Here is a 23,726-nt window from a genome sequence, read left to right on the forward strand (position 1 = left end):
CGCCGCACGGTCCGCTCCCCACCGCCACGAGCCGCGGTGGGGAGCGGACCGCTGCGGATCAGCGTGTTGGCGTCTCGTCGAAGCGCTGCCACGCCGGCTTGTTCGCGAACACGTGGCGGTAGTAGTCGGCGAGCTGCAGCTGTGCGGCGGCGGCCTCGTCGACGATGACCGTCGCGTGTTCGTGCAACTGCAGGGCGCTCCCCGGCACGAACGAACTGACCGGACCCTCGACCGCGCCGGCGACGGCGGCGGCCTTGCCCTCGCCCTGCGCCACGAGCACCAGCTCCCGCGCCTCGAGGATCGTGCCCAACCCCTGCGTCATGCAGTGCATCGGCACCTCCTCCACCGAGTCGAAGAACCGCGCGTTGGCCGCGCGCGTCGCCGGCGCGAGCGTCTTGATGCGCGTGCGGGACGCGAACGAGGACGTCGGCTCGTTGAACCCGATGTGCCCGTTCGCGCCGATCCCCAGGATCTGCACGTCGATGCCCCCGGCCGCGCGGATCGCGGCGTCGTACTCCTTCGCCGCGAACTCCAGGTCCGCCGCACGACCATCGGGGACCCGGACCCGCGCGGGGTCGAACCCGAGCGGGCCGACGACGTCGCGGGCGATGACACTGGCGTAGCTCTCCGGATGCTCCAGCGGGATCCCGACGTACTCGTCGAGCGCGAACCCGCGGGCCTGCGCGAACGAGATCTCCCCGCCCTGCACCCGCCGGGCGAGGTCGGCGTAGATGTCCTGCGGACTCGACCCGGTGGCCAACCCGATCACGGCGGACGGCTTGCGGGACACGACGGACGCGATCTTCGCAGCGGCCATCCGGCCGACCTCGACCGCTGTGGGCAGGATGATGATCTCCATGACGGGCCCAGCCTATGCGGCCTGATCCTCCCATGACGCGGTCCATCGGGGAGCGTCGCCCGCGACCGAGCAGCGCTGCCCGCGGCGGGTCCTGACCCCAGAACGGGTGCATGGCTGGACGGATGTTCCGCCAGCGGCCCCATACCGCTACGCTCCGAGCACGCCCGACATTCTCGGTCGATTCACATGTCCGCATCAGCGGACCGAAAACTGGGGGAACACCCGTGCACCGCAGCACCTCCGGCACCCGACGCGCCTGCGCCGTCGGCACCACCATCGCCCTCGTGGGGCTCACCACCGGCCTCGGCGTCTTCGGCGTCCAGGCGGCCTCGGCCGACACGCTCACCGACACGACGACCGCGACCGCTGCCGCGACCGCTCCGGCCACGCCGAGCACGCCGGGCACGCCGGGCACGGACCAGCTGTCGCCGAGCAGCTCCGCGTCGCCGACGGCCTCGGCCACGCCGACCAACGCCCCGACCGCGACGGCGGGGACGGCCGCTCCGGCTCCCTCGAGCACCCCGAGCCACCACCCCGCGGCCACGCCGAGCGCACCGCGCGCGACGGACCCGAGCAGCACCGCGAGCCCGGCCGTGCCGACCCCGGTCGCCGCCCCGACGGTGACGCTGAGCACCACGGCCCCCACGGTGGGGAAGCCCCTGACCGCGACCGTGACCGGCTTCAGCGGCACCCCCACGTTCACGTGGAAGAACACTGCGGGCACGACGCTCCAGACCGGGACCTCGGCCTCCTTCGTGCCGTCGGCGGCCGAGAACGGCACGACGATCACCGTCACGGCAGAGGACACCGACGGGGACAGCGCGACCGTGACCTCAGCGGCGGTCACCGACCCCGCCGAGTTCTCCGAGCACACCTCGCAGAGCGACCCGCTCGAGCTGTCCGTCGTCGCAGGCCAGAGCCTGTCCCACGTCTTCAGCGCCGCTGGCGACCCCAACCCGACCTACAGCGTCGGTTGGTTCTACCAGGACGACGCCGACGCCGCCGCTGACGACCCGACCTACACCCCGGACACGCAGCTTCCCGACCACACCACCCTGTCAGCGGACGGCACGCTCAGCGGCACGCCGGAGTTCGCCACCACCTACGACTTCACCGTCGTGGCGGACAACGGCAGCGGTGCGTCGACCGAGTACGTCGAGGTCAACGTCGAGGCCGCCGCAGCGTACGGCGTCGAGGTCTACACGACCGACAAGGGGAAGATCGACGACGACACCACGACCTCGTGGATCATCGACCCGGACGGCCACATCTCGACCGAGGTCGACACGGTCGTGGAGCAGGACCCGGACGGCAGCACCTGGGCGGTCGGCACGATCACCGACGGCGGTACGCCGACGATCCACCAGGGCGGCACCCTCGTCGTCGCGGGTGGCCTCGTCGACCAGTACGGCAACGAGGTCGACGAGGCAGACGGCACCTTCGTCGAGCCGACCGTCACGTCGGACTACGCCTCCGACGTGGTCAAGGCGGACGACGACCTCGGTGGCACTGACGTCACGTTCCCGCACGCCTCGACCCACCACCTCACCGTCTCGGCCGACGCGTTCAGCACGGCGTTCCCCGTCGAGGTCGTCCCGAACGCGGCGACCGTCGCGGCGATCACCCCCACGGCCACGACCGCCACGGGTGAGCTCGCGTTCACGGGCTCCGAGACGACCCGGGCCCTGCCGTGGGCCCTCGGTCTGCTCATGGCCGGCCTCGGCGTGACCGGTCTCCGGATCGCTCGCCGGCGCACGCAACGCTAGTCGGTCCTCCCGTCCCGCGGTCCGCCGCGAGACGGGAGGCACGACGCGGGGCCCGTCGTCCGCATCGGACGGCGGGCCCTTCGTCGTCCACAGGCCGTCCGGGACGCCCGCCCGCTGCCACCCTGGTCGTTACGGTGGGGGCATGCCCACTCCCGAGTTCGTCCTGGCGCTCCGCGAGAAGGTCGGGACCGACCTGCTCTGGCTCACGGGCGTGACCGCCGTCGTGCTGCGGGGCGACGGCGACGAGCAGCAGGTCCTCGTCGTCCGCCGTGCCGACACCGGAGCCTGGACACCGGTGACCGGGATCATCGACCCCGGCGAGGAACCCGCGGTCGCCGCCGCGCGCGAGGTCCTGGAGGAAGCCGACGTCGTCGCCGTGCCGGAGCGACTGGCGATGGTGCAGACCCTCGCTCCGATGACCTACCCGAACGGCGATCGCGCGCAGTACATCGACATCGTGTTCCGGTTCCGGTGGGTGTCGGGCGTGCCGTTCCCGGCGGACGGCGAGAACACGGAAGCTGCCTGGGCGCCAGTGTCGGACCTCCCGGCCATGTCGGACGACATGCGGAGTCGGGTGGCAGCCGCGCTGCGCGACGATCCCGCCGCGGTGTTCCGGACCTGAGTCTCAGCGTCCGAGCGACACGGCCGCGGTCACCCGGAGCTTGACGGCGGACAGGATCGTCGCAGCGGCCGCCGCCACCACGGCGACCCACAGCACGGCGCTGGCGGCGGACGACTGCGCTGCCATCGACCCGGCTGCGGCACCACTGACCACGAGTGCGATGCTGACGACGGCCGACCCGGCGGACTGTCCGACGGTTCGGTTCGTGTTGAGGACGGCCGATGCGCTCGCGGCGTAGCGAAGGGGAGCGGCGGCCATCATGTCCCGGTTGTTCGGGCTCTGGAACGTGCCGTACCCGAGGCCGCACACGGCGGTGGACAGGAGCACGAGCCAGATCGGCGGCGCGGACCCGAGCAGCGCGAGCATGACGAGGCCGATCGTCAGGACGACGAGGCCCGTGAGGGCCAACACCGCCGGACGGACCCGGTCGGCGATCCGCCCGGACAGCGGTGCCACGACGACGATCACGAGCGGCCACGGCGTGAACAGGAGCGCCGACTCGAGCGGGCTCGCCCCGTACGCGGTCTGGAACAGGAACGGCAGGGCGACGAACGCGATGCCCTGCCCCAGGAACGACGCCCACGCGGTGCCGACCGTGAGACTGAACGGGCCGGTGAACAAGCCGAGCGGGATGAGCGGCCGGGCGGCCATCCGCTCACGACGCACGAACAGCACCGCGCACACGGCACACACGACGAGGAGCACCAGCGCGTGCCAGAGGGTCGTGACCGCGGCGAGCTGTCGGACGCCGACGAGCAGCGCGGCGATCGCTCCCGCGGCCCAGACGGCACCGGGCCAGTCGTAGTCGCCCCGCTCGGGCACGCCCTTCGGCAGGACGACGAGCGCGAGCACGAACGACGCGACACCGATCGGCACGTTGATGAGGAAGAGCCACGGCCACGGGAGTGCGGCGAGGATCAACCCTCCGAGCGTCGGTCCGGCCGACGTCCCGATGGCGACCGTCATCGCGTTGAGCCCGAGCGTCTGCCCGAGGCGCTCCGGCGGGAACAGGCGCCGGATCAGCGGGATCGCCACGGCGAGGACCACCGCGGACCCGATGCCCTGGACGACGCGGAACGCGACGAGGACCGCGAGCGTCGGCGCGAGCGCGCAGCCCAGGGACGCCAACGTGAACACGGGGACGCCGATCAGGTACAACCGGCGGCGACCGATCTGGTCGCCGAGCGCACTCGTGGCCGGGACCGAGCAGGCGACGGCCAGGAGGAACGCGGTCGCGACCCACACGGTCTCGGACGGCGCCACGTGGAGATCGGTCGCGAGCTTCGGCAGGGCGACGTTGACGATCGAGGTGTCGATGGTGCCGGTGAGCGTCGACAGGAGGATCGAGACGAGGGCCAGGGTCCGCCGCCGGGCGCTGAGGGTGGGCGCGGCAGCGGAGGAGGTCACCGTCGCTAGTTTAGCTTTGCGAACTATCTGGATCGTCAGCTACGGAAGGTCCTCACCCACCGCGGATCGCCCGGTCCTCCAGCTCGGCATGATCTCCACGAGCGGTACGACCTCCGACGTCACGCCGGGATGAGCCGTTCGACCCGGGCGAGTTCGTCGTCGTGCTCGTCGTGCTCGACTTCGATGTCGTAGTCGTTCTGGATGTTGAGCCAGAATCGCTCGGACAGCCCGAACGGCTGCGACAGCCGGAGCGCAGTGTCGGTGGTGATACGGCGCTTCCCCCGGATGACCTCGCTCAGCCGCGTCTGCGGGAGCCCGGTCGCCTGCGCGAGTCGGTACGCCGTGATGCCGAGTGGCTCGAGGAACTCGGTCCGCAGGATCTCCCCGGGTGTGATCGGGTCATGTGCTTTCGACATCAGTGTTCCTTCGCTCGTGGTAGTCGGCGATGTGGACATCGGAGGGTCCTGCGGCCGTCCAGACGAAACAGATCCGGTACTGATCGTTGACGCGGATCGAACACTGCCCCTCGCGGTCGATGACGTCCAACAGGAGCACGTGATCGCGGACTCTCTCGCCGACACAGGGCGCTCCGGCGGTACGGCGTCGATGGCCCGCAGCACAGCGGACGGGAGGCGCCGCACCCGATGACACCGCGCCTCCCGGGCGCAGTTCAACCGAGCGGCGCCACCGCGACCGGCGTCCCGAGCAGGCGGACGTGGACCTCGTCGCCGGGAACCGGCCGCTGCGCGACGTCGTGCTGGACGACGAGCGCCGTGCCGTCATCGAGTCGGAGGGTCGTGCGGCGGACCGAGCCGAGGAAGCTCGACGTGAGAACGGCGCCGGACAGGCCGCCGTCCGGGGCGAGCACGACGTCCTCGGGGCGGACGTAGGCGGTCACGGGCCCGTCGTCGAGGGTGCGGTCGATGCTCGGCAGCGAGAACCCGTACGTGAACACGTCGCCTCCGCGGAGGTCCCCGCGGAGCCGGTTCGACTGACCCACGAAGTCCGCAGTGAACGCCGTCGCGGGCCGCATGTACAGCTGCTCCGGCGTCCCGATCTGTTCGATCCCGCCCCCGTGCATCACGGCGATCCGGTCCGAGACGGCGAGCGCCTCCTCTTGGTCGTGGGTGACGAACAGCGTCGTGATGCCGAGTTCGGTCTGGATGCGACGGATCTCGTCGCGGAGCGTCACCCGCACCTTGGCGTCGAGCGCTGACAACGGCTCGTCGAGCAGGAGCACCCGGGGCCGCGTGACGAGCGCTCGGGCGAGCGCGACGCGCTGTTGCTGCCCGCCGCTGAGCTGGTGCGGATAGCGGTCGGTGAGGTCCGCGAGGTGCACCATGTCGAGGGCCTCGACCACACGGCGGCGCCGGTCGTCCGCGGGGACCTTCCGCATCTCGAGCCCGAAGGCGACGTTCTGCCGGACGGTCATGTGCGGGAACAGCGAGTACTGCTGGAACACCATCCCGATGTCCCGTCGCTCCACCGGCACGGCCGCGACGTCCTGGCCGTCGATGCGGATGGCGCCGGCGTCGATCACCTCGAGACCCGCGAGTGCCCGGAGTGCGGTGGTCTTGCCGCACCCCGACGGTCCGAGCAGCGAGACGAACTCCCCCGGCTCGAGTCGGAGCGAGAACCCGGTGAGCGCGGTGTGGGCGCCGTAGGACTTCACGACACCGTCGAGCTCGACGGTGGCCCCACTGCGGTTCGCCGTCGTGGCGGTGGGCTGGGCGGTGCGGCTCATGCGGGCTCCTGGGAGGTGGGGGCGGCGACGGCGACACCGTCGAGGACGTGCGAGCGCAGGGCGGCGTCGGCCGGGCCACTGGACCCGGTGCCCGTGCTCCCGGCACCGGACGCGCCGCCTGCTCCACGACGGATGCGGCGCGCGCCAGGTCGGGCCGACCCGACGCGGCCGATCACGACGAGCAGGACGAACCCGAACACGAGCGCGGCGAGCGAGAAGATCGCCGCGACGAACGGGTCCGTCTGCTGGATGAGCACGAGCGCCGTCTGGAAGGTCGTCCGCGACAGGAACGACGCGAGCGTGTACTCGCCGAGCACGACCGTGACGGTGAGGAAGCACGCGGCGAGGATGCCGCGGCGCAGGTTCGGCAGGAGCACCCGCATGACGACCGTCGCCCAGCCTGCCCCGAGTGATCGAGCGGCCTCGGCGAGCACGACGACGTCGACCGTGGTGAGTGCGGTGGCGATGGGCCGGAACGCGAACGGCAGGCTGATCACCCCGATCGCGAAGGCGAGCGTCCACGCACCCGACCCGAGGACCTGCGCGATCACCTGGTACACGGGGACGAACCCGACGACAAGCACGACGGTCGGCACGGTGATCGGCAGGATGCACACGAACTCGAGCGCGCGCCGAAGCCGGGGGTACCGGAGTGTCGTGACGATCTGGGCGGGCAGGAGCACGAACAGGACGATGCCGACGGTGATCGCCGCGATGACGAGCGAGTTCACGAGGCCGTCGAACAGGGGCTGGTACGTGGCCCGGTTGACCGGATCCGCGAGCGCCGTGTAGTGCGACAGTGTCAGCCCGGCCCCCGCACCCTGCCGGAGGGTGAACTGCGCCAGCGCGACGATCGGCACCGCGAACACGAGCCCGACGACGACCAGGACGACGGTACCGACCGTCTTCGAGGGTGCGGGGCCGTACCCGCGTGCCGAGCTCATCGCTGCCACCGCGAGGCGCGACGCTCGAGCGCGGAGTACCCCGCCATCACGGCGACCATGACCACGACCATGCCGAGCGCCAGCACCCCGGCGACGTTCTGCACGCCGACGATGGTCTCGCTCGTGAGTTCCTGGCGGATCGTCAGCGGCACGATGCCGCCCTGGGCGATGAGCGCCTCGGCCGTGGCGTACGACGAGAACGCGTTGGCGAACAGGAGCAGCAGGCTGCCCCAGAACGCGGGTGCGAGCACGGGGATCGCGATCCGGCGCCAGTACACGGACCGGGAGGCCCCGAGCGTCGCCGCCGCCTCGCCCCACTGCACGCCGAGGCCCTCGAGCGCCGGCATGAACGTCAAGACCATGAGCGGCACCTGGAAGTAGAGGTACGGGACGACGAGTCCAGCCACCGTGTAGAGGAACGGGCCGTTCGCGTTGATGTCGATCCCGATGCCGCGGAGCCAGACGGTCACGATGCCCTGGACGCCGATCGTGGCGATGAACGCGAAGGCCAGCATGACCCCGCCGAACTGGGCCAGGACGCTCGACGCGGCGTCGACCATGGACCGGACGAGCCCGTCGGGGCGGAGCGTCGTCAGCGCCCAGCACACAACGGCGCCGATGGCCGTGCCGAGTACCGCCGACGCTGCGGACAGCCCGGCCGAACCGGCGAAGGCCTGCAGGACCGACGGATCGGTGAACGCCCGGAGGTTCGCGAGCGTGGGGACGCCCGCGGCGGTGGAGAACCCGCTGGCGACCGCGATGACCGCGGGAACGGCGAGGAAGAGGAGCACGTAGAGCGCGAACGGGGTGAGACCGAGCCACGCGACGCCGCGGCGCCGGGGTCCTCCCCCGGCGCCGCGGCCTGCGGTGGTCAGCCCCCGCGCGGCCCCGTGCGCCTGCACCGCACGGGGCGGCGTGGCGGTCGTGGTCGCGTCAGCGGTGGCCATGGGTCAGCGGACCGTCGAGGACCACGTGCTGGTCAGCAGGGTGGCCGCGGTCGCCGCCTCCGTGCTCGACAGCTGGACGAGGCTCTTCGGTGCGTCGCCGACCTTCGCCAGGACGGCCTTGTCGACCGTGCCGTTCTTCTCCATCGCGGCGAGCGTGGCGGGGTACGCGCCGGATGCCAGGTACAGGTTCTGCACCTTCGGGCTGTAGATGTACTCCTCCCAGAGGCGCGCGGCTGCCGGGTGCGGCGCGTCGACGTTGATCGCCTGGTTGTAGTAGCTGCCGAGCGCGGTGCCCTTCGGGATCACCGTCTTCCAGTTCGGGTTGCCGGCGGATCCGCCTGCGGCGCCCCATGCGAGGTTGTTGTACGACCACTGCACGACCACCGGGGTCTCACCCGAGTTGACGGTGGCCTGCGTCGGCAGGACGTTGAGCATGTTGCCCGCGGCCTTGAGCTTGCCGAAGTAGTCGATGCCCGGCTGGATGTCCTTCGCCGAGCCGCCGTTCTCGAGCGCGGCGAGGTAGACGGCGCTGGCGGCCTCGTTCGCCTGCGTCGGGTCGCCCTTGATCGCGACCTTGCCCTTGTAGGCGGAGCCGAGCAGCGACTTCATGCTCTTCGGGGCGGTCTTGATGACGGACGAGTCGTACCCGATCGACATGAGGCCGGTGTAGTCGTAGTACCACCCGCCGTCGGCGGCCTTGTCCGCGGTGGGGATGTCCGCCCAGTTCGCGACCTTGTACGGCGCGACGAGGTCGAGGTTCTGGCTGAGGACCGCGGTGCCGATGTCGAAGACGTCGGGGGCGGTGGACTGGCCCTTCTGCGACTTCGCCGCGGCGACCTCGTCGGCGCTCGAGCCGTTCGGGTTCGCGGAGTTGATCGTGATGCCCGGGTACTTCTTCTCGAACCCGGCGATGATCTTGCCGTAGTTGGCCCACGAGGGCGGCAGCGTGATGACGTTGAGCTGTCCCTCCTTGTCGGCCGCCGTGACGAGGGCGTCCATGCCACCGTTCGACGACGCGGACGTCGCCGTCGACCAGTCACCGGAGGCCGAGGCGGATCCGGACGAGTCGGTGGTCGCGGCGCTGCTCGTGGTGGAGCAACCGGTCAGGGCGGCGAGTGCCGCGGCGGCCAGCGCGATGCCGGCGGATGAGCGCTTGGAGAGCACGGGTGTTCCCTTCCTGGGGGCGACCGGCCGTTCACTGTGGGACGGGTGTGGGAGTCGGAACGTGGGGTACCGGCCGCTGGACGAACGTCATCGTGACCCGGGGCGGTGACGCACTCGTGCCCCGTCCGTGAACGGATGGGGAACAGCGCGTGCGTGTCGGGGACCGCGGCCGTCAGACGGGCGCGGGAAGCGCCTCCAGGCCGGCCCACGTGCGGGCCGCGAGCCCGTGCGAGATCGTCATGCCCACGCCACTCGTCACGCTGACGACCGTGAGCCCGGGCGCGGGGTGGGCGACGAGGTACGGCTCGGGCGCGTGCGCGTAGACGCCCATCCAGCGCTGCCGCACCCGGAACCCTCCGACCCCGAGCAGCGTCGCGACGTCCTGGAGCAGGGTCGCGCTGACGCCCTCGTCGAGGAACGGGTCGAGCGTGACGTCGTACCGGTGACTGTCCCCGACGACCAGGCTGCCGTCCGGCCGCTGCGTCAGCATGACGTTCGCGTCCATGGCGACGAGGTCCGGTCGATCGCGGGTGATCTCCTGCCGGAGCACGGTCGCCGCGGCGGTCTCGGCGAACGCGGGGTAGCGGAGCATGCTCGTGCCGGTGAGCACGGCCGGGGTGATCGACAGCCCGGTGGGCGGTTCCACGAGTGCCATCTGCAGGCCGCAGCGACGGATCCCGTGCTGCTCGGCGAGGTCCGGGTACAGCTGGTCGACGTCGTGCCCCACGCAGACGATCGTGCGGTCCGCCCGGACCGTGCCGCGCGAGGTGCGGACGAGGCCGTCCTCCCATCCGAGGTAGGCGGTGCCCCACCGGAACGTGACACCGCACGACGCGAGCAGTGCGGCGAGCCCCGCGACGGCAGCGCGCGGGTCGACGCGGACGTCGTCACGGAGGAACGCCCCGCCGACGATCGTCGGGTCGCCGACCCCACCGATCCGGTCGACGGTCTCCGGAGCGGCGAGGAGCCGGACCTGACCCGACTCGCGCGACGCGGCCAGCTCCTCCAGGACCGCGAGTTCGGCCCGGCTCCGCGCGACGGCCACCGCGCCGGATGCGACCGCGGGGAAGCGGCCGTCGTGGGCGTGCCGGAGCCACCGCTCACGGGCGGCGAGCGCCAGCTCGAGCATGTCGCCCGACTGCGCCGTCACGCACGCGTGCCCGAAGTTGCGGACCGAGGCGCCGGTGGCCCGGTGGTCGCGCTCCACGACGAGCACCCGGAGCCCCCGGTCGACGGCCTCGGCGGCGTGCGCGAGGCCGATGACCCCGGCCCCGACGACCACCACGTCGTACCGGTCGGGCCGGCCGCCCGAGGCGGTGGAGGCGGTGTCGTGCAGGTCGGGCGTCGTCGTGTCCACGGCCCGATCCTGTCCGCGAGCGCCCACATCGCAGGACCGTCCGCGGCGGCGTTCACCGACGGTTCATCCCGGCCCTGGCGCGTTCGGCTGCCGTTCACGCGCGCGACGTCGCCGCGCCGCAGCGCTCCCCTACGCTCTGCCCGTGATCAGCGCAGTGGTGTTCGACATGGCCGGGACGACGATCGACGACCGGGGCGCGGTGTACCGAGCCCTGCGATCCGCCGTGGAGGAGGCGGGCGCTCCCGTCGCGGACGCGGACCTGCAACGGTGGATGGGCACCGACAAGGAGGAGGCGATCACGGCCCTCCTCGAGCTCGGGGGCGTGCAGCCGACGCCGTCGATCGTGTCCGCGACCTTCCGCGCCTTCCGCGCGACCCTCGACGACCTGTACCGCGCCGACCCGCCCGTCCCGATGGCCGGCGTCGAGGCCGCGCTGGCGGACCTCCGGGCGCGGGGCGTCCGGGTCGCGCTCACCACGGGGTTCGACGAACCCGTCGTGGGGTCGCTCCTCGCCTCGCTCGGCTGGACCGTCGGCCGGGGCCCGGCACACACCGTCGACGCGGTCGTGACGACGTCCGACGTCCGGGCCGGCCGCCCTGCGCCGTACATGATCCACCACGCCATGGAGCTGCTCGGCGTGGAGGACGTGCGCCAGGTCCTGGCCGCCGGCGACACCGTCGTCGACGTCCGCGCTGCGCGGAACGCGGGCGTGGTCGCCGTCGGCGTGTGCACCGGCGCCCTGTCCCGCGCGGAGCTCGAGGCCGAACCCCACGACCACGTGCTCGACGGCGTCGCGGACGTGCCCGCGCTGCTCGCCGGCCGGGAGGCCCGGGTCGGCGTGGCCTGAACACCCCGGTCCCGCAGTGGTCCGGACCCACGACGTCCCCCGATCCGTGAGCGATCTCCCAGCCCTCCGGACGTGACGATCGGCCCGGTCGACACGACTCCCCTGCAGCACCACGGAGTGCGGGTCCGTCCGGACCCACGACAGGGAGGAACACCATGGCCACCACTGCGAGCGCCACCACACCCGCCACGGCCGCGACGGCGACCACATTGAGCTCGACGGGCACCGGCGCGGTCGGCGGCAAGACCGACATCGACAACGCGGTCGTCGCGAAGATCGCCGGCATCGCGGCCCGTGAGGTCCCGGGCGTCTTCGCGCTCGGCGGCGGAGCGGCCCGTGCCATCGGCGCGATCCGCGGCCTGGCGAACAACACCGACCTCAGCCAGGGCATCAGCGTCCAGGTCGGCGAGACCCAGGTCGCGGCCGACGTCGTCATCGTCGCGGAGTACCCGACCGACCTGCAGGCCGTCGCCGACGGTGTCCGTACCGCCGTGGCCGGGGCCATCGAGGACTACGTCGGGCTCCAGGTCACCGAGGTGAACGTCAAGGTCACCGACGTGCACATCCCGACGGCCGACGACGAGCAGCAGGCGTGACGATGACCGCAACGCGTTTCGGCATCCTCGTCGCGGCGACACTGGCGATCGTGTGGATCTGGGCCGGGTTCTGGCCCTTCATCGGTGTCGCGGCCGCGATGGCCATCGGTGCCGTCGTCGGGCGGATCACCGAGGGCAAGCTCGACGTCCGTGCCCTGAGCGACGCCGTCCGCGGGAAGCGGTCGTCCTCGTGACGACCGCCACCGCCACGGCCGCGGCGGGTCGGACCTCGACCGGGGTCCGACCCGACCGCACCGACACGCCGGGGCGGACCCGGGTCACCGCGCGCGCCCTGTCCCGGGTCGTCGCCGCGCTGACGGCGGAGGAGCTCGACGTGGACGCCGACCACGTCCACGTGGACCTCGAGGACCGAGAGGGTGCCCTCGCCGCGATCCTGCGGACGCCGATCGGCGTCCGCGGGCTCGACGCCGACGACGACGCCCCGAGCCTCGTCGAGCGCTGCTCCGCCGCGCAGCGCACGCTGCGCGACCGTGTCCCCGCGCTGACCGGCCGGCACCTCGCGCAGGTCACGCTCCATCTGACCGGCGCGGTCATCCGCACAGAACGGCGGGTCCGATGAGCACCGACCACCTGCTCCGACGGGTCGCCCGCCGCGAGACGCACTCGTCCAAGGCCGTCCCCGCCGTCGTCACCGCCGTGCTGGTCATCCTGGCCTGCGCGTACGCCGGCACGGAGGTCGTCCTGGCGATGCTCGGGATGCGGCCGCTGCTCGCCGCCCCGGGTGACATGGGCGCCGCCCTCGTCGCCGCGAGCACGGTGGCCGCCGCCTGGCTCATCGTCGGCGGCGTGGTGGTGGCCCTCATCGGGGTCCTTCTCGTCGTCGTCGCACTCCGGGCCTCCCGGCGTCCGCGACGCACGCTCCACTCCGACCGCACCGTCGTGGTCGTCGACGACCGCGTGATCGCCTCGGCGCTCGCGCGCCGCGCCGCCGACGCCGCGGGCGTCGACCCCGACGCGACCCTCGTCACCGTCGGGCGCCGGACCGCCGAGGTCCGACTCACGCCCACGAGCGGTCTGCCGGTCGACCGGGAGGCCGTGGTCACCGCCGTCGACGACGAGATCGCCCGCTCCGACGCGCGTCCGCCCCTCCGGTCGCGCACCACCATCGAACGCACCGGGAAGGTGGGCGCATGAACGCCACGAACCGCGCGGCCAACCGGCTGTTCCTCCTCGTCGTCGGCATCGTGCTCGTCGCGCTCGGGCTCGTCGGGGTCCTGCTCGGCGCGGTCCCGGCCGTCACGCACGCCTGGAGCGGTGACGCACCCGGGGTCCGGCGGGGCCTGGACCAGGCGTTCGCCGCGACGACGATCCCCGGGACCCGCGCCGACTGGATCGGGATCGCGGTGCTCGTCGCCCTCGCAGTGGTCGTCGCGCTGCTCGTCGTGTTCATCGTCCGTCAGGGCGGCGGCCACACGTCGGTGCTGCTCGAGACCCGCGGCGAGGCGGTGGCATCCGGGCAGGAGGGCGACCGGATCGTCATCGACACCGCGGTCGCTCGCGACCTGCTCGGCGACGCGCTGTCCGGACGCCCGGAACTCGTCACGAGTAGCGTCACCACGTACCGGGTCCGACGCACTCCGGTGCTGCGGATCGCGGCGACGTGCCGGCGCGGGGTCGCCCCGACCGACGCGCAGGCCGTCATCGAGTCGGCACTCCGTCGGCTCGACCGCGCGGTCGGCCACGAGGTCCCCGCGCTCATCGAACTCACCGGCGGCTTCCGCGCACGCATGGCCGCCGCGACCACACGGGTCGACTGACCCGAGGAACGAGGCCCCCGTGTTCGCATTGCTCCGGTACCTGCCGGTCATCGTCGGGATCGTCCGCCACGCGCGGCGTGACCCCCAGGTCCAGCGCGCGCTGGCGAAGGCGAAGCAGCGCCGCGCTGCGGCGTCCCGACGCCGCCGCTGACCCGCCCTGCGGGTCGTCCGTTCACCCGATCCGGCCGACCCGCACGACGATCACGGGGACCGCGAGGCCGACCTGCGTCAGATGCTCCATGACCGCGTCGTGGACCGCGTGGACGACCTCGACGGTCGGCCGGATCCCGTCGACGGCGATCGTCATGGTCACTCCGTCGCGGCTGACCTCGACCAGTGCGTCCGTGGCCCCCGCGCCCACCAGTCGACGTGCACCGGCCGCCGCCGCACGGACGACGCCGCGACGGTAGACCTGCTCGACGCCGGGCACCGCACCCACCAGGGTCGCGAGTTCGGCTTCGAGGTCCGGTCGTCCGCTGCCGGTCATCGGTCCTCCTCCTGGCCGTCCCGAGGGACGTGGACGTCGCGCACGACGACGTCGATCCCGGCCACCCGCAGTTCGGTGTGCGCGGCGAGTTCCCGGGCGACCGCCCGGCGCAGGGCCGTCACGGCCGTGCGGACAGACCGCCCCCAGACGAGCGACGCGGTGACGCTGACGGTCACGGGAGCGTCGAGTTCGGTGACGTCGCCCAGCAGGGAGCACCGTCCGACGACCAACCCGTCCACCCCGTCCGCGGCGCGACGGACGAGCGCACGGATCGCACCCTCGGTGAGGGCGGCGTGTTCGGTGGGCGCCATGGGGGCGAGCGGGACGTCGCGACCGGCCTGGGCCTCCGTCGTGATGGCGGCGATCACGTTCCCGACCCACGCGTCGTCGTGGTCGGACGCGACCCGGCCCTCCTGCTCGAGGAGCGCGGTCGACACCGCACGGAGGCGCGCGATCGCCGCGAGCGCGTTCTGGCACGCGGGGGAGCCGTCGATCGTCGGCTCCGGCGGCTCCATGCCGCGATCGAGGTAGTCGACGAGCTCGTCGACGCTGTGGCCGTCGAGCTGGTCCGGCTCGAGCGCCAGGACGGCGGGGTCGTCGGGCGGTGCTGCATCGGTCATCGCCACGCCTCCATCCGGCTCATCATGGTCCTCCGTGCCCGCGAGAGTAGCCCTCGGACGGTCGACACCGGGACGCCCAGGTCCTCCGCGATCTCCTCGTACGACTCGCCCACGACCTCCTTGAGGAGCCAGCACCGCTGCTGCCGTTCCGGCAGGTCGGCGAGCACCGCGGCCATCGCCTCGGTCGCCGACCGCGCCTCGACGATCCGGTGCGGGGTCGCGTGCTCCTCGGCCGCGACGTCGTCGTCGAGCTCGCCGTGCGGTCGGGAGGCCCGGTGCCGGTCCGCCGCGCGGCGCGCCACGACCCGGAGCAACCACGCACGGATCGCGGACGGGTCCGTCATCGTGGGCAGCTGCCGCCAGGCGGCCACGAAGGCGTCCTGCACGACGTCGTCCACCTCGTCCGTCCGGCCGAGCGCGCGGAACGCGACCGCTCGGAGGAGCGGTCCGTGCCGACGGACCAGGACCTCGAACGCGCGGACGTCCCCGTCGCCCGCACGTTCGGCGAGGAGTCCGTCGTCGACGTCCTCGAGGACCACCGGGCGGGTCACGGGTGCGACGGGATCGAGGGCGTCGGCCATGCACACCCGCTTCCGGTGGTGAGGGGGACGACGGACCGGTGCCGCGCCTCCCGGCCGATGCTGCCACCCGTCCGGCGGGTTGTCCGGGCGCCGGGAACCCCGGCGGACGTCGCGGCCTACGGTGGGACGCATGGACGTCACGGAGCTCTGGTTGGTACGGCACGGCGAGTCGACGGCGAACGTCGCGGCGGCGGAGGCCGAGCGGGCCGGGCAGGACCGCATCGTCGTGGACCACCGGGACGCCGACGTGCCGCTCAGTTCGCTCGGCGAGCGGCAGGCACGGGCGCTCGGGGCGGGGCTGACCGACCGGCAGGTCGACAGCGTTCCGTTCGCGGTCTGGGTGTCGTCGTACCACCGCGCGCAGGAGACGATCCGGATCGCCCTCGACACCGCCGAGGTGCCCGCGGTCCTGCAGGTGGACGAACGACTCCGCGACCGCGAGCTCGGCGTGCTCGACCTGCTCACGAGCACCGGCGTGCGCCACCTGTTCCCGGACGAGGCGGAGCGGCGACGCTGGCTCGGCAAGTACTACCACCGGCCCGCGGGCGGTGAGTCCTGGGTGGACGTGATGCTCCGACTCCGCTCCGTCCTGCACGACGTCGACGCGCAGCACGACGTGCAGCGACTCGTCCTGGCCGCCCACGACGCGGTCGTCATGCTCACGGTCGCGATCTGCACGGGGATGGACGAGGCCGCCCTCCTCGACTTCGCCCGGACCCACACCGTCGCGAACGCGTCGCTCACGCGCCTGACCAGGGACCGCGTCGGCGCCCCCTGGCGGCTCGAGGAGTTCTCCGCCGTCGACCACCTCGACGACCTGGACACGCCCGTCACCGAGCACGAGGGCTCGATCCCCAACCGCGGAAGCGAGGACGCCCATGCCGGCCACTGACCGCTCATCGAAGATCGTCACCCCGAACGTCCTGCGCGACTGGCCGCTGCCCGCTCCGGGCGGCTCGAAGTACGGCCGCGGCCAGGTGGTCGTCGTCGGCGGGGCCGCGCGCACGCCCGGCGCCGCCATGCTCTCCGCGCTCGCCGCGCTCCGCGTCGGGGCCGGGAGGCTCACCCTCGCCATCGCGGAGTCGGTCGCACCCCACGTCGCCGTCGCCATCCCGGAGTCCGGGGTGGTCCCGCTCGTCGAGGACGACGACGGCCACGTCCGCGGGGACGCGCTCGACGGCGCGGGCGACGACCTGTCCGCCGCGGACGCCGTGCTGCTCGGGCCGGGACTCGACGAGCCGGACGGGACCCGGGAACTCGTGCGGCGCCTCCCGGGCCTGGTCGGTGACGACACGGTGGTCGTGCTCGACGCGTTCGCGCTCGGGGTCGCCCCGTCGGTCGCCGAGGACCTCGCGCCGCTCCGGGGGCGGCTCGTCATGACCCCGAACACATCGGAGGCCGGGCGCCTGCTCGGCCGCGACGTCGACAAGGACGACCTGGCCTCCGACCTCGCCGAGATCGCCGATCGGTTCGGCGCCGTCGTCTCCTGCCAGAGCGTCATCGCCGAACCGGGAGGCACGACCTGGGCCATGGGGACCGGCACCGGAGGTCTCGGCACGAGCGGGAGCGGCGACGTGCTGTCCGGCGCGATCGCGGGCCTCGCGGCACGGGGGGCGACCCCCGTCCAGGCGGCCGTGTGGGCGACCCACGTGCACGCGGCGGCCGGGGACCGGCTCGCGGTGCAGGTCGGTCCGATGGGCTACCTGGCGAGCGAACTCGTCACCGAGCTGCCGCGGGTGCTCGTGGAGCACGGGGCGTAGCAGGACCGGTCTCCACGAGCCCGGACGCCCGGAGTTCCTCGACGACCCGGGCGACGAGGAGCGACGGGTCCGCGCCCTCGGGGGTGCCGAACCGTTCGACCGCGTGCCGCACCAGGGCGTCCAGGGACCGGGGCCGGGCGAGCGCGGTCCACACCGCGGCACCGACGGCCTGCAGGACGTGGAGCCGGTCCGCGTGCAGGACGAGCACGTCGTCCCCGTCGCCGACCCAGTCCGTGACGGCGGCGCGGCGGACGGACGCCCCGGGATCGGCGAGTCCGGACGATGACGCCTCGGTGACCGTACGGACCGCCCCGAGCGTGGCCGCCGGACGCCCCGACACGCCGGCGAGGACGCCACCGACGACCGGCGCGAGGTCCCGGGCCTCCGCGTACCGGAGCACCCGCAGGCCGCCGGTCGCGTCGACGAGGCGCCGGAGCCGCGCCAGCGGACGTCCGCGGCGGGACAGGTAGCTGATCTGCCCGAAGAGCGGCTCGACGACCTCGGTGACGCGCACGGGTTCGAGCAGCGCCGACGGCAGGGACGGATCGCGATCGAGCAGCAGCACGGCGGCGAGCCAGGGCGCCGGTCCCGCCGACCGGACGAGACCGGCGACGTCCGGCCCGACCTGCGCCTTCGGCGATCCGGCCCGCACCACCGACAACGGCTTGGGGTACGGCACGACCGTCCCGTCGTCCTGCACGCCGAGCGTCTCGTCCGTCACGTACGCGAAGGTGCGCCCGAGTACCTGCGCGGCCGTCGTCTTGCCGCTGCCGGAGCGTCCGACGAGCGCCACCGTCGCGCCGGTCACGGGATCACACACCGCGGCGGCGTGCAGCAGCAGGAGGTCCGCGGCACGGGCGTCGATCGCGTGCAGGGTGAGCGCCCGCGCGAGCCGGTCACGGAGCGTGTCCACGTCCGCGGCCCGGACGACGATCGATCCGGGCCCGTCCGGGGCCCCGGAGGTGCCGTCCGGGACCGCGGCGGCACCGGGGGCGGGCGCCGGTGCCGCGAGCACGGCGTGCACCGTCGTCGACGTCGCCGACGCGCGGTGCGGGGTCCGGCACCAGGACCAGTCCGCGAGGACGCGATCGCGGCCGTCCTCGTCGAGTCCGTGCAGGCGGAGCGCCACCCGGGCGCCGAGGACGTCGAGGACGATCGGCTCGTCGACGGTCGCGACGCTGAGCGCCCCGAGGGTGGGCCCGGTCACCGCCGGTCTCCCGCCCCGGCGAGCGCGCGGTACGCGGACAGCACGGGGCCGAACACCTGCTCGGGCCGGGCGGCGGTGTCGAGATGTCGGGCCGCCGCCGCGAGGGTGCGGTGGATCTCGGCTGGGTCGTCGATCGCGGCGAGCACCCGGTGGGCGACGGTCTCGTCGTCGGCGTCATCGGGCACCACGACCGCGCGGCCGTCGTCGAGGACCCCGGGGGACCCGACCGCGGCGGTCGCGACCACGGGCCGACGGCGGGCGAAGGCCTCGAGCACGACGAGCGGCAGGCCCTCCCAAGCCGAGGTCATGAGGAGCACGTCGGATGCGTCCAGGGCCGCCGTGACGTCGTCGACGGCACCCGGGAACGCGACCGGTGCGCCGAGCACCTGCGCCAGCCACACCACGTCGTCGCGGAGCGGACCGGTGCCGAGCCACGTCGCCCGGACCGGACGGTGCCGGGCCAGGGCCGCGACCACCCGGACGAAGCGGCGGGGGTCCTTCTGCTCGGTGAGGCGACCGACGCCGAGGACCCGGAGCGGGGCGTGGACGTCCCAGGGACGCACCGGCGCGTCCACCAGCGCGGAGGGCACGTTGCCGACGAACGTGACGCGGTCCGCCGGCGTGCCGAGGTCGAGCACCATCCGGCGGACCTGCTCACTGACGGCGAAGACCCGTTCGCTCCGGAACGAGAGGTGCCGCATCCGTGCGCGGGGCAGGCAGGTGTGCGCGTGCTCGACCACGCGCGCGCCGGTGCCGGCCACCGCGATCCGCGCGAGCAGCGCGCCCCGGCGTTGGTGCGCGTGCACGACGTCCGGTCGGACGGACGCCACCGCGCGGCGGATGCCGAGCAGTTCGGCGAGCGGGCCGGCGCCCGTCACGACGTGGACGTCGGCGCGCGGCGGAACGCGGTCGACCAGGGGCCCCGGACGGCCGACGAAGGCGCTCTCGACGCCGCGCCGTCCCGTCCAGGCGGCCAGGTCGAGCGCGACGCGCTGCGCGCCGCCCGCGGTGAAGGCGTCGAGGACGTGGAGCACGCGGAGCCGCCGGTCCGCGTCCGGGCCGTGGTGCGCGCCGGGGTCAGTGCCCGGGTCGGCGCCGCGCGGGAGCAGCCGGTGGGGAGCCGTGCCGGTGGTGGTCATGGCGGGACGGTACGACCGACGGAGTGCGCCACCGCGGCTGGACCGGACGTCGGTCGCCCGCGGGTCCCTGGCGTTCACCCCGGGCGTCGCGTCCCCGCGGTCCGCATCCCGCGTGTCGTCACCCGGGGCAGGCGTGGACGCTCCGGCGGTCGTGGCCGACGGTGAGGGCGACGACGACGCGGGGGTCTCGAGGACGCCCGCGTGCTCGAGCGCGGCGCGGATGACGGGTGTGAGGTGTTCGACGTACGCCGCGGTGGGGTGCGCCTGGTCCTTCTTGACGAGCAGGTTCCCGACGAACGCCGGGCATGCGCCGTCGTCGTCGCAGAACCACGGGCGCGTGTCGACGAACGACCCGTGCAGCGCCTTCATCAGCACGATCTGGTCCGAGGCCATGGACAACCAGGAGGATGCCGACACCGAGCTCACGCAGGCGCTCGGGCCGGCGAAGTTGCTGTAGCAGTCCTCGATGTCCTTGTCGGGCGGCGGCGGGGCGAGCACGACGACGTGGTCCGCAGCGGGGAGGATCTGCTCCAACTCCGCGCGGAACGCCTCGTTCCAGGCGACCGCGCTCGTCGTCGAGCCCGTGCTGCGGTCGGCTCCGCGGACGACCGTGTTCGCGACGACGACGAGGTCCGGCTCGGTGTCCCGGACGACCTGGACCTCCTTCGCCCGTCGGTCGGCGCAGATGGCGGTCTGCTTCGCGACGTTGCCGACCTCGCGGTCGATGAACGGGCAGGCGTACATCGACGTGATCCGGAGCGACCAGTCCCCCGTCCCGAGGATCGCGGCGAGCGCCGGGACGTAGGCCTGGGCGATGGAGTCCCCCACGAGCACGGCGTGGTGCGGCGCAGCGGGGTCGCCGAACGTGCAGTCGGCGGCCGGGAGCCAAGCGGCCGAGCCGCAGCGCGCCGTGTTGCCGGGCAGGGTCTCGTCGGCGGCACGGGACACCGAGGGCGTCAGGTCGGCCGGCCAGGACCGGGCCCGCAGTGCGGCGGTGATCGCGCGGCTGAGCGCGGCCTGCGCACCGGACGACCCGCCGGACGCGGTGCCGGACGATCCGCCGTCGGCCGCAGCCGCGCCCGCACCGTCCGTGCGGACGTCGACCGCACCCTGGGCGCCGTTCAGGGTCACGGCGCTGAGCACCACGGCACCGGTGATCGCGATCGCCGTCGCCGACCAGACGAGCCGGGAGGGCCGCCGCCGTCGCCGGGACGCCGCCCGGTCGGCGAGCCACTCGCTCCGGAGCACCGGCCGCTCGACCAGGTGGTACCCGAGCACCGACGTCACCGCGGTGAGCGCGAGCACGCCCGCGACCCACCGGACGTCCGGCCGGTCCTCGCCGAGCACGAACAGCAGGTACGGCCCGAACACGACGACGACGGGGAAGTGCCAGAGGTAGATCGAGTACGACAGGTCGCCGAGGGACCCGGACACCCGATCGGTGAGCGGTGCCCACCGCCGACGGTCCCGCCCGATCCCGGCGGCGAGGACCGCGACGGCACCGAGCACGGGCAGGACGGCGCCGGGCATCGGGAATCCCCGGTCCGCGTCGGTGAGGGCGAGCGCGGTCGCGATCGCGGCGAGTCCGGCCCACGCCAGGACGTGCCGGACGGCCGTCGGCAGGTGCTCGAGTGCGGGCGCGACGACCGCGAGAGCCGCCCCGAGGAGCAGCTCCCACGCCCGGGAGGGCGTCGAGAAGTAGGCGACCGTGGGGGACGCTGCCGTCTCGTACGCCGACCAGGCGACCGACGCGGCGCCGAGCACCGCGACCGCCACGGCCGCCGGCACCGCGGTCCGGCCGGTGCCGACGCCCCGTCGCCGACGCGCGGCGAGGGTCAGCACACCGAGGAGCACCCACGGCCACACGAGGTAGAACTGCTCCTCGACCGACAGGGACCAGAAGTGCTGCAGCGGCGAGGTCGGCCCGTCTGCCTGGAAGTAGTCGGTCCCCGTGGCGGCGAAGTGCCAGTTCGCGACGAGGACGGCCGCCGCGAGTGCGTCCCACCGCACCGTGTCCCACCGTGCCGGACCGAGGACCAGGGCCGTCGCGGCGGCGGTCACGGCGAGCACGAGGACCGCCGCCGGCAGGATGCGCCGGATGCGGTGTCGGGTGAAGCCGACGATCGAGATCGTCCCGGTCCGTCCGTGCTCACGCAGGAGCAACCCGGTGATGAGGAACCCGCTGATCACGAAGAAGACGTCGACCCCGACGAAGCCGCCGCGCGGTGCGTGGAGCGTGTGGTCCGCCACGACGGCGAGCACCGCGACCGCCCGGAGTCCCTCGACGTCGCGTCGCTTCCCTGGTCGATCCGTCACCGCGTCCCCGTCCCTCGTCCCGGGCGACCCCGCTGCCGGTCGCACCCCGCCGATGATCGGTCCCCGCGCCCGGTCCCGAGGGGCACGGCCACGGCTGTCCGGGACTCCGCCGGTCCCGGTTCGCCTCCGCGGTCACCCGTCCCCGGGGCGGACTCACCCGGCGGCGCGCCGCGTCACCCGGTGCGCCGCCTCGGTGCCACCCGCGGCGTGCCGGTGAGGGCCCGGACCATGCCGGCGGCGGGAGGGTGACCGAGGCGGTGATCCGGGCCTCCCGGACGGCCGCTGGCCCTCGGGAGGGCGCGAGTGCGGCGCTCCCGGGGCGATAGGAAACGGTGTGCCACCCGTCACCGTCCTCGCCCTGGCCGCGTCCGCCGGGCTCCTGGTCGTCGTCGCGTTCCTCGTGCTCGTGCCGGCGGCCACCGTGCGCGCCTGGGCACTCGTGCTCACGCTCGCGGTCACGGCCGTGGTCGGCAACAACAGTGCGCCGCGCACCGTCTGGGTGCCGGCCTTCGCGCTCTGCGCGGTCGTCCTGCTCGTCGCCGTCGCCCGAGTCGGGGCGGTGTCGGACCTGACCGCGCCGCGCTTCCTCGTCCCGACCGCCCTCTGGGTGTGGATCGGCGTCGGCGCCCTCCTCGCGGGGTCGTACTCGACCTCGCGTCTCACGGTGTACTTCGGCACCGCCGTGGTGGTCGCCCTCGTCACGGCGCACCTCGACGCCCGCGGCCTCCGCATCGTCCTCATCGCCGTGCTCGTCATCGCCGCCGTCGAGGTCGCGTGGACCGCCGTCGACCTGGTCACGGGTGCCACGCCCATCTGGGGTCAGCGTGGTGGGGTCTCCCGCCCGAACCCCCTGACGGGCGACGTGTGGGAACGCGGCCAGGGGTCGATGGGGCAGCCGATCGTGTTCGGGACGTTCGAGGCGATCGCGGTCGTGGTGGCGTGGAGCAACCGCATCGGCATGTCCGGCGCCGTCCGGAGCGTCGCGCTCCTCGTCGCCGCGGTCGGCGTGTTCCTCTCCGGTACCCGCAGCGCGGTCCTCTGCGCCGTCCTCGGGGTCCTCCTGCACGCGGTCCACGGGCGCGGGATCGGCCGGTGGGCCAGGAACGTGGTCCTCACGGCGATCGTCGGGGGCATCGTGGCCGTGCTCGACTTCGGGATCTCCACGGTCACGACCGAGCTCCTGTCCTCCGGCTCCTGGATCCACCGCTCGACCTCGATCTCCGCGGTCCCCCGGTTGCTCGCCCGTCCCCTGGCCGAGTCGCTCTGGGGCACCGGGTTCGGCAGCGAGACCCGGCTGTTCGCCGACCACCTCATCGAGACGACGTACGGGCTGCAGGTGGTGGACGACCTCCCGGTGTACCTGCTCGGCACCACCGGCGTCGCCGGCCTGGCCGTGTTCCTCGCCGTGGTCGTCGTCGTGGCCGTCCGGGCGGACGCGCAGGGCCGGGCCCTCGTCCTGCTCTGGTTCGGGATGGGGTTCTCGTTCGACCTCCTCGTGTGGTTGCAGGCCGGGATCCTCCTGACGTTCACGCTCGCGTTGCCCCGCTTCGACCGTGCCGACGGGCCGGGCAGAGGCGGCCTGGAC

General features: G+C 73.5%; 24 protein-coding genes. 11 read left to right on the forward strand and 13 right to left on the reverse strand.

The window, feature by feature from the left end; all coding sequences use genetic code 11:
• Nucleotides 1-58: 58 nt before the first annotated feature.
• On the reverse strand, nucleotides 59-859 hold the full coding sequence (gene nagB, locus DEI82_RS06270) for a glucosamine-6-phosphate deaminase (RefSeq protein ID WP_111013060.1): 801 nt from the start codon (nucleotides 857-859) through the stop codon (nucleotides 59-61).
• A gap of 224 nt (nucleotides 860-1,083) precedes the next feature.
• Here nagB and DEI82_RS06275 point away from each other — a divergent pair, with 224 nt between their 5' ends.
• Nucleotides 1,084-2,625: a hypothetical protein gene (locus tag DEI82_RS06275; protein ID WP_111036146.1), complete on the forward strand. Its 1,542-nt coding sequence runs from the start codon at nucleotides 1,084-1,086 to the stop codon at nucleotides 2,623-2,625.
• A gap of 142 nt (nucleotides 2,626-2,767) precedes the next feature.
• Nucleotides 2,768-3,247: an NUDIX domain-containing protein gene (locus tag DEI82_RS06280; RefSeq protein WP_111036147.1), complete on the forward strand. Its 480-nt coding sequence runs from the start codon at nucleotides 2,768-2,770 to the stop codon at nucleotides 3,245-3,247.
• Nucleotides 3,248-3,250: 3 nt separating this feature from the next.
• Here the strand turns inward: DEI82_RS06280 and DEI82_RS06285 are convergent, their stop codons facing one another.
• The 7 genes from DEI82_RS06285 to DEI82_RS06315 form a co-directional block, all read right to left on the reverse strand.
• Complete coding sequence (locus DEI82_RS06285) at nucleotides 3,251-4,654, reverse strand: MFS transporter (RefSeq protein ID WP_181435122.1); 1,404 nt, start codon at nucleotides 4,652-4,654, stop codon at nucleotides 3,251-3,253.
• 119 nt (nucleotides 4,655-4,773) lie between these two features.
• A complete protein-coding gene (locus DEI82_RS06290; RefSeq protein WP_111036149.1) occupies nucleotides 4,774-5,070 on the reverse strand; it encodes a HigA family addiction module antitoxin in 297 nt (98 codons plus the stop codon).
• A 254-nt stretch (nucleotides 5,071-5,324) separates the two neighbouring features.
• A complete protein-coding gene (locus DEI82_RS06295; protein ID WP_111036150.1) occupies nucleotides 5,325-6,398 on the reverse strand; it encodes an ABC transporter ATP-binding protein in 1,074 nt (357 codons plus the stop codon).
• A complete protein-coding gene (locus DEI82_RS06300) occupies nucleotides 6,395-7,342 on the reverse strand; it encodes an ABC transporter permease (protein ID WP_111010717.1) in 948 nt (315 codons plus the stop codon). The genes DEI82_RS06295 and DEI82_RS06300 overlap by 4 nt, the downstream gene beginning before the upstream one ends.
• Nucleotides 7,339-8,289, reverse strand: a complete 951-nt coding sequence (locus DEI82_RS06305; protein WP_111036151.1) for an ABC transporter permease subunit — start codon at nucleotides 8,287-8,289, stop codon at nucleotides 7,339-7,341. The genes DEI82_RS06300 and DEI82_RS06305 overlap by 4 nt, the downstream gene beginning before the upstream one ends.
• 3 nt (nucleotides 8,290-8,292) lie before the next feature.
• A complete protein-coding gene (locus DEI82_RS06310; protein ID WP_111036152.1) occupies nucleotides 8,293-9,453 on the reverse strand; it encodes an ABC transporter substrate-binding protein in 1,161 nt (386 codons plus the stop codon).
• A 172-nt stretch (nucleotides 9,454-9,625) separates the two neighbouring features.
• The gene (locus DEI82_RS06315; RefSeq protein ID WP_258371986.1) at nucleotides 9,626-10,810 is read right to left on the reverse strand and encodes a TIGR03364 family FAD-dependent oxidoreductase; all 1,185 of its coding nucleotides are present in this window, start codon (nucleotides 10,808-10,810) and stop codon (nucleotides 9,626-9,628) included.
• Between the two features lie 142 nt (nucleotides 10,811-10,952).
• On the opposite strand from DEI82_RS06315, the gene DEI82_RS06320 reads away from it, so the two are divergent.
• The 7 genes from DEI82_RS06320 to DEI82_RS16480 all read left to right on the forward strand — a co-directional run bounded on the left by DEI82_RS06320 (nucleotide 10,953) and on the right by DEI82_RS16480 (nucleotide 14,182).
• Nucleotides 10,953-11,657, forward strand: a complete 705-nt coding sequence (locus tag DEI82_RS06320) for a phosphonatase-like hydrolase (protein ID WP_258371987.1) — start codon at nucleotides 10,953-10,955, stop codon at nucleotides 11,655-11,657.
• Nucleotides 11,658-11,812: 155 nt separating this feature from the next.
• Nucleotides 11,813-12,253, forward strand: a complete 441-nt coding sequence (locus tag DEI82_RS06325; RefSeq protein WP_111036155.1) for an Asp23/Gls24 family envelope stress response protein — start codon at nucleotides 11,813-11,815, stop codon at nucleotides 12,251-12,253.
• A gap of 2 nt (nucleotides 12,254-12,255) precedes the next feature.
• Complete coding sequence (locus tag DEI82_RS06330) at nucleotides 12,256-12,447, forward strand: hypothetical protein (RefSeq protein WP_111010714.1); 192 nt, start codon at nucleotides 12,256-12,258, stop codon at nucleotides 12,445-12,447.
• On the forward strand, nucleotides 12,444-12,833 hold the full coding sequence (locus DEI82_RS06335; protein WP_111036156.1) for a hypothetical protein: 390 nt from the start codon (nucleotides 12,444-12,446) through the stop codon (nucleotides 12,831-12,833). Before DEI82_RS06330 ends, DEI82_RS06335 begins: the two co-directional genes overlap by 4 nt.
• Nucleotides 12,830-13,408 (forward strand): DUF6286 domain-containing protein, encoded by a 579-nt coding sequence (locus DEI82_RS06340; protein ID WP_111013050.1) that lies wholly within the window; start codon nucleotides 12,830-12,832, stop codon nucleotides 13,406-13,408. Before DEI82_RS06335 ends, DEI82_RS06340 begins: the two co-directional genes overlap by 4 nt.
• Nucleotides 13,405-14,031, forward strand: coding sequence for a hypothetical protein (locus tag DEI82_RS06345; protein WP_111036157.1), 627 nt, complete (start codon nucleotides 13,405-13,407; stop codon nucleotides 14,029-14,031). The genes DEI82_RS06340 and DEI82_RS06345 overlap by 4 nt, the downstream gene beginning before the upstream one ends.
• Before the next feature lie 19 nt (nucleotides 14,032-14,050).
• Entirely contained in the window at nucleotides 14,051-14,182 is a 132-nt protein-coding gene (locus DEI82_RS16480) for a hypothetical protein (RefSeq protein WP_258370121.1), read from the forward strand.
• 21 nt (nucleotides 14,183-14,203) lie between these two features.
• Here DEI82_RS16480 and DEI82_RS06350 read toward each other — a convergent pair whose 3' ends face one another.
• From DEI82_RS06350 to DEI82_RS06360, 3 genes are read right to left on the reverse strand one after another with little or no spacing between them, the layout of a single operon-like run.
• The gene (locus tag DEI82_RS06350; protein WP_111013048.1) at nucleotides 14,204-14,518 is read right to left on the reverse strand and encodes a hypothetical protein; all 315 of its coding nucleotides are present in this window, start codon (nucleotides 14,516-14,518) and stop codon (nucleotides 14,204-14,206) included.
• Nucleotides 14,515-15,138 (reverse strand): hypothetical protein, encoded by a 624-nt coding sequence (locus DEI82_RS06355; RefSeq protein ID WP_146242845.1) that lies wholly within the window; start codon nucleotides 15,136-15,138, stop codon nucleotides 14,515-14,517. Before DEI82_RS06355 ends, DEI82_RS06350 begins: the two co-directional genes overlap by 4 nt.
• Entirely contained in the window at nucleotides 15,135-15,719 is a 585-nt protein-coding gene (locus DEI82_RS06360) for an RNA polymerase sigma factor (RefSeq protein ID WP_111010693.1), read from the reverse strand. Before DEI82_RS06360 ends, DEI82_RS06355 begins: the two co-directional genes overlap by 4 nt.
• Before the next feature lie 130 nt (nucleotides 15,720-15,849).
• On the opposite strand from DEI82_RS06360, the gene DEI82_RS06365 reads away from it, so the two are divergent.
• Entirely contained in the window at nucleotides 15,850-16,611 is a 762-nt protein-coding gene (locus tag DEI82_RS06365) for a histidine phosphatase family protein (protein WP_111036159.1), read from the forward strand.
• Nucleotides 16,598-17,479, forward strand: a complete 882-nt coding sequence (locus DEI82_RS06370) for an NAD(P)H-hydrate dehydratase (protein ID WP_111036160.1) — start codon at nucleotides 16,598-16,600, stop codon at nucleotides 17,477-17,479. The genes DEI82_RS06365 and DEI82_RS06370 overlap by 14 nt, the downstream gene beginning before the upstream one ends.
• Here the strand turns inward: DEI82_RS06370 and DEI82_RS06375 are convergent.
• Nucleotides 17,439-18,686, reverse strand: a complete 1,248-nt coding sequence (locus DEI82_RS06375; RefSeq protein WP_111036161.1) for a PqqD family protein — start codon at nucleotides 18,684-18,686, stop codon at nucleotides 17,439-17,441. The genes DEI82_RS06370 and DEI82_RS06375 overlap by 41 nt on opposite strands.
• The gene (locus DEI82_RS06380; RefSeq protein WP_146242846.1) at nucleotides 18,683-22,141 is read right to left on the reverse strand and encodes an acyltransferase family protein; all 3,459 of its coding nucleotides are present in this window, start codon (nucleotides 22,139-22,141) and stop codon (nucleotides 18,683-18,685) included. The genes DEI82_RS06375 and DEI82_RS06380 overlap by 4 nt, the downstream gene beginning before the upstream one ends.
• Between the last annotated feature and the right edge of the window lie 1,585 nt (nucleotides 22,142-23,726).

The organism is Curtobacterium sp. MCBD17_019, assembly GCF_003234555.1.
In the GTDB taxonomy this organism is placed as follows: domain Bacteria; phylum Actinomycetota; class Actinomycetes; order Actinomycetales; family Microbacteriaceae; genus Curtobacterium.

Excerpts from the sequence above, each read along its gene's own strand:
- DEI82_RS06330 (WP_111010714.1), top strand. The coding sequence starts at position 12,256 with ATGACCGCAACGCGTTTCGGCATCCTCGTCGCGGCGACACTGGCGATC.
- DEI82_RS06280 (WP_111036147.1), top strand. The coding sequence starts at position 2,768 with ATGCCCACTCCCGAGTTCGTCCTGGCGCTCCGCGAGAAGGTCGGGACC.
- DEI82_RS06345 (WP_111036157.1), top strand. The coding sequence starts at position 13,405 with ATGAACGCCACGAACCGCGCGGCCAACCGGCTGTTCCTCCTCGTCGTC.
- DEI82_RS06355 (WP_146242845.1), bottom strand. The coding sequence starts at position 15,138 with ATGACCGATGCAGCACCGCCCGACGACCCCGCCGTCCTGGCGCTCGAG.
- DEI82_RS06350 (WP_111013048.1), bottom strand. The coding sequence starts at position 14,518 with ATGACCGGCAGCGGACGACCGGACCTCGAAGCCGAACTCGCGACCCTG.
- DEI82_RS06325 (WP_111036155.1), top strand. The coding sequence starts at position 11,813 with ATGGCCACCACTGCGAGCGCCACCACACCCGCCACGGCCGCGACGGCG.
- DEI82_RS06295 (WP_111036150.1), bottom strand. The coding sequence starts at position 6,398 with ATGAGCCGCACCGCCCAGCCCACCGCCACGACGGCGAACCGCAGTGGG.
- DEI82_RS06340 (WP_111013050.1), top strand. The coding sequence starts at position 12,830 with ATGAGCACCGACCACCTGCTCCGACGGGTCGCCCGCCGCGAGACGCAC.
- DEI82_RS06360 (WP_111010693.1), bottom strand. The coding sequence starts at position 15,719 with ATGGCCGACGCCCTCGATCCCGTCGCACCCGTGACCCGCCCGGTGGTC.
- DEI82_RS06300 (WP_111010717.1), bottom strand. The coding sequence starts at position 7,342 with ATGAGCTCGGCACGCGGGTACGGCCCCGCACCCTCGAAGACGGTCGGT.
- DEI82_RS06370 (WP_111036160.1), top strand. The coding sequence starts at position 16,598 with ATGCCGGCCACTGACCGCTCATCGAAGATCGTCACCCCGAACGTCCTG.
- nagB (WP_111013060.1), bottom strand. The coding sequence starts at position 859 with ATGGAGATCATCATCCTGCCCACAGCGGTCGAGGTCGGCCGGATGGCC.
- DEI82_RS06290 (WP_111036149.1), bottom strand. The coding sequence starts at position 5,070 with ATGTCGAAAGCACATGACCCGATCACACCCGGGGAGATCCTGCGGACC.
- DEI82_RS06365 (WP_111036159.1), top strand. The coding sequence starts at position 15,850 with ATGGACGTCACGGAGCTCTGGTTGGTACGGCACGGCGAGTCGACGGCG.
- DEI82_RS06305 (WP_111036151.1), bottom strand. The coding sequence starts at position 8,289 with ATGGCCACCGCTGACGCGACCACGACCGCCACGCCGCCCCGTGCGGTG.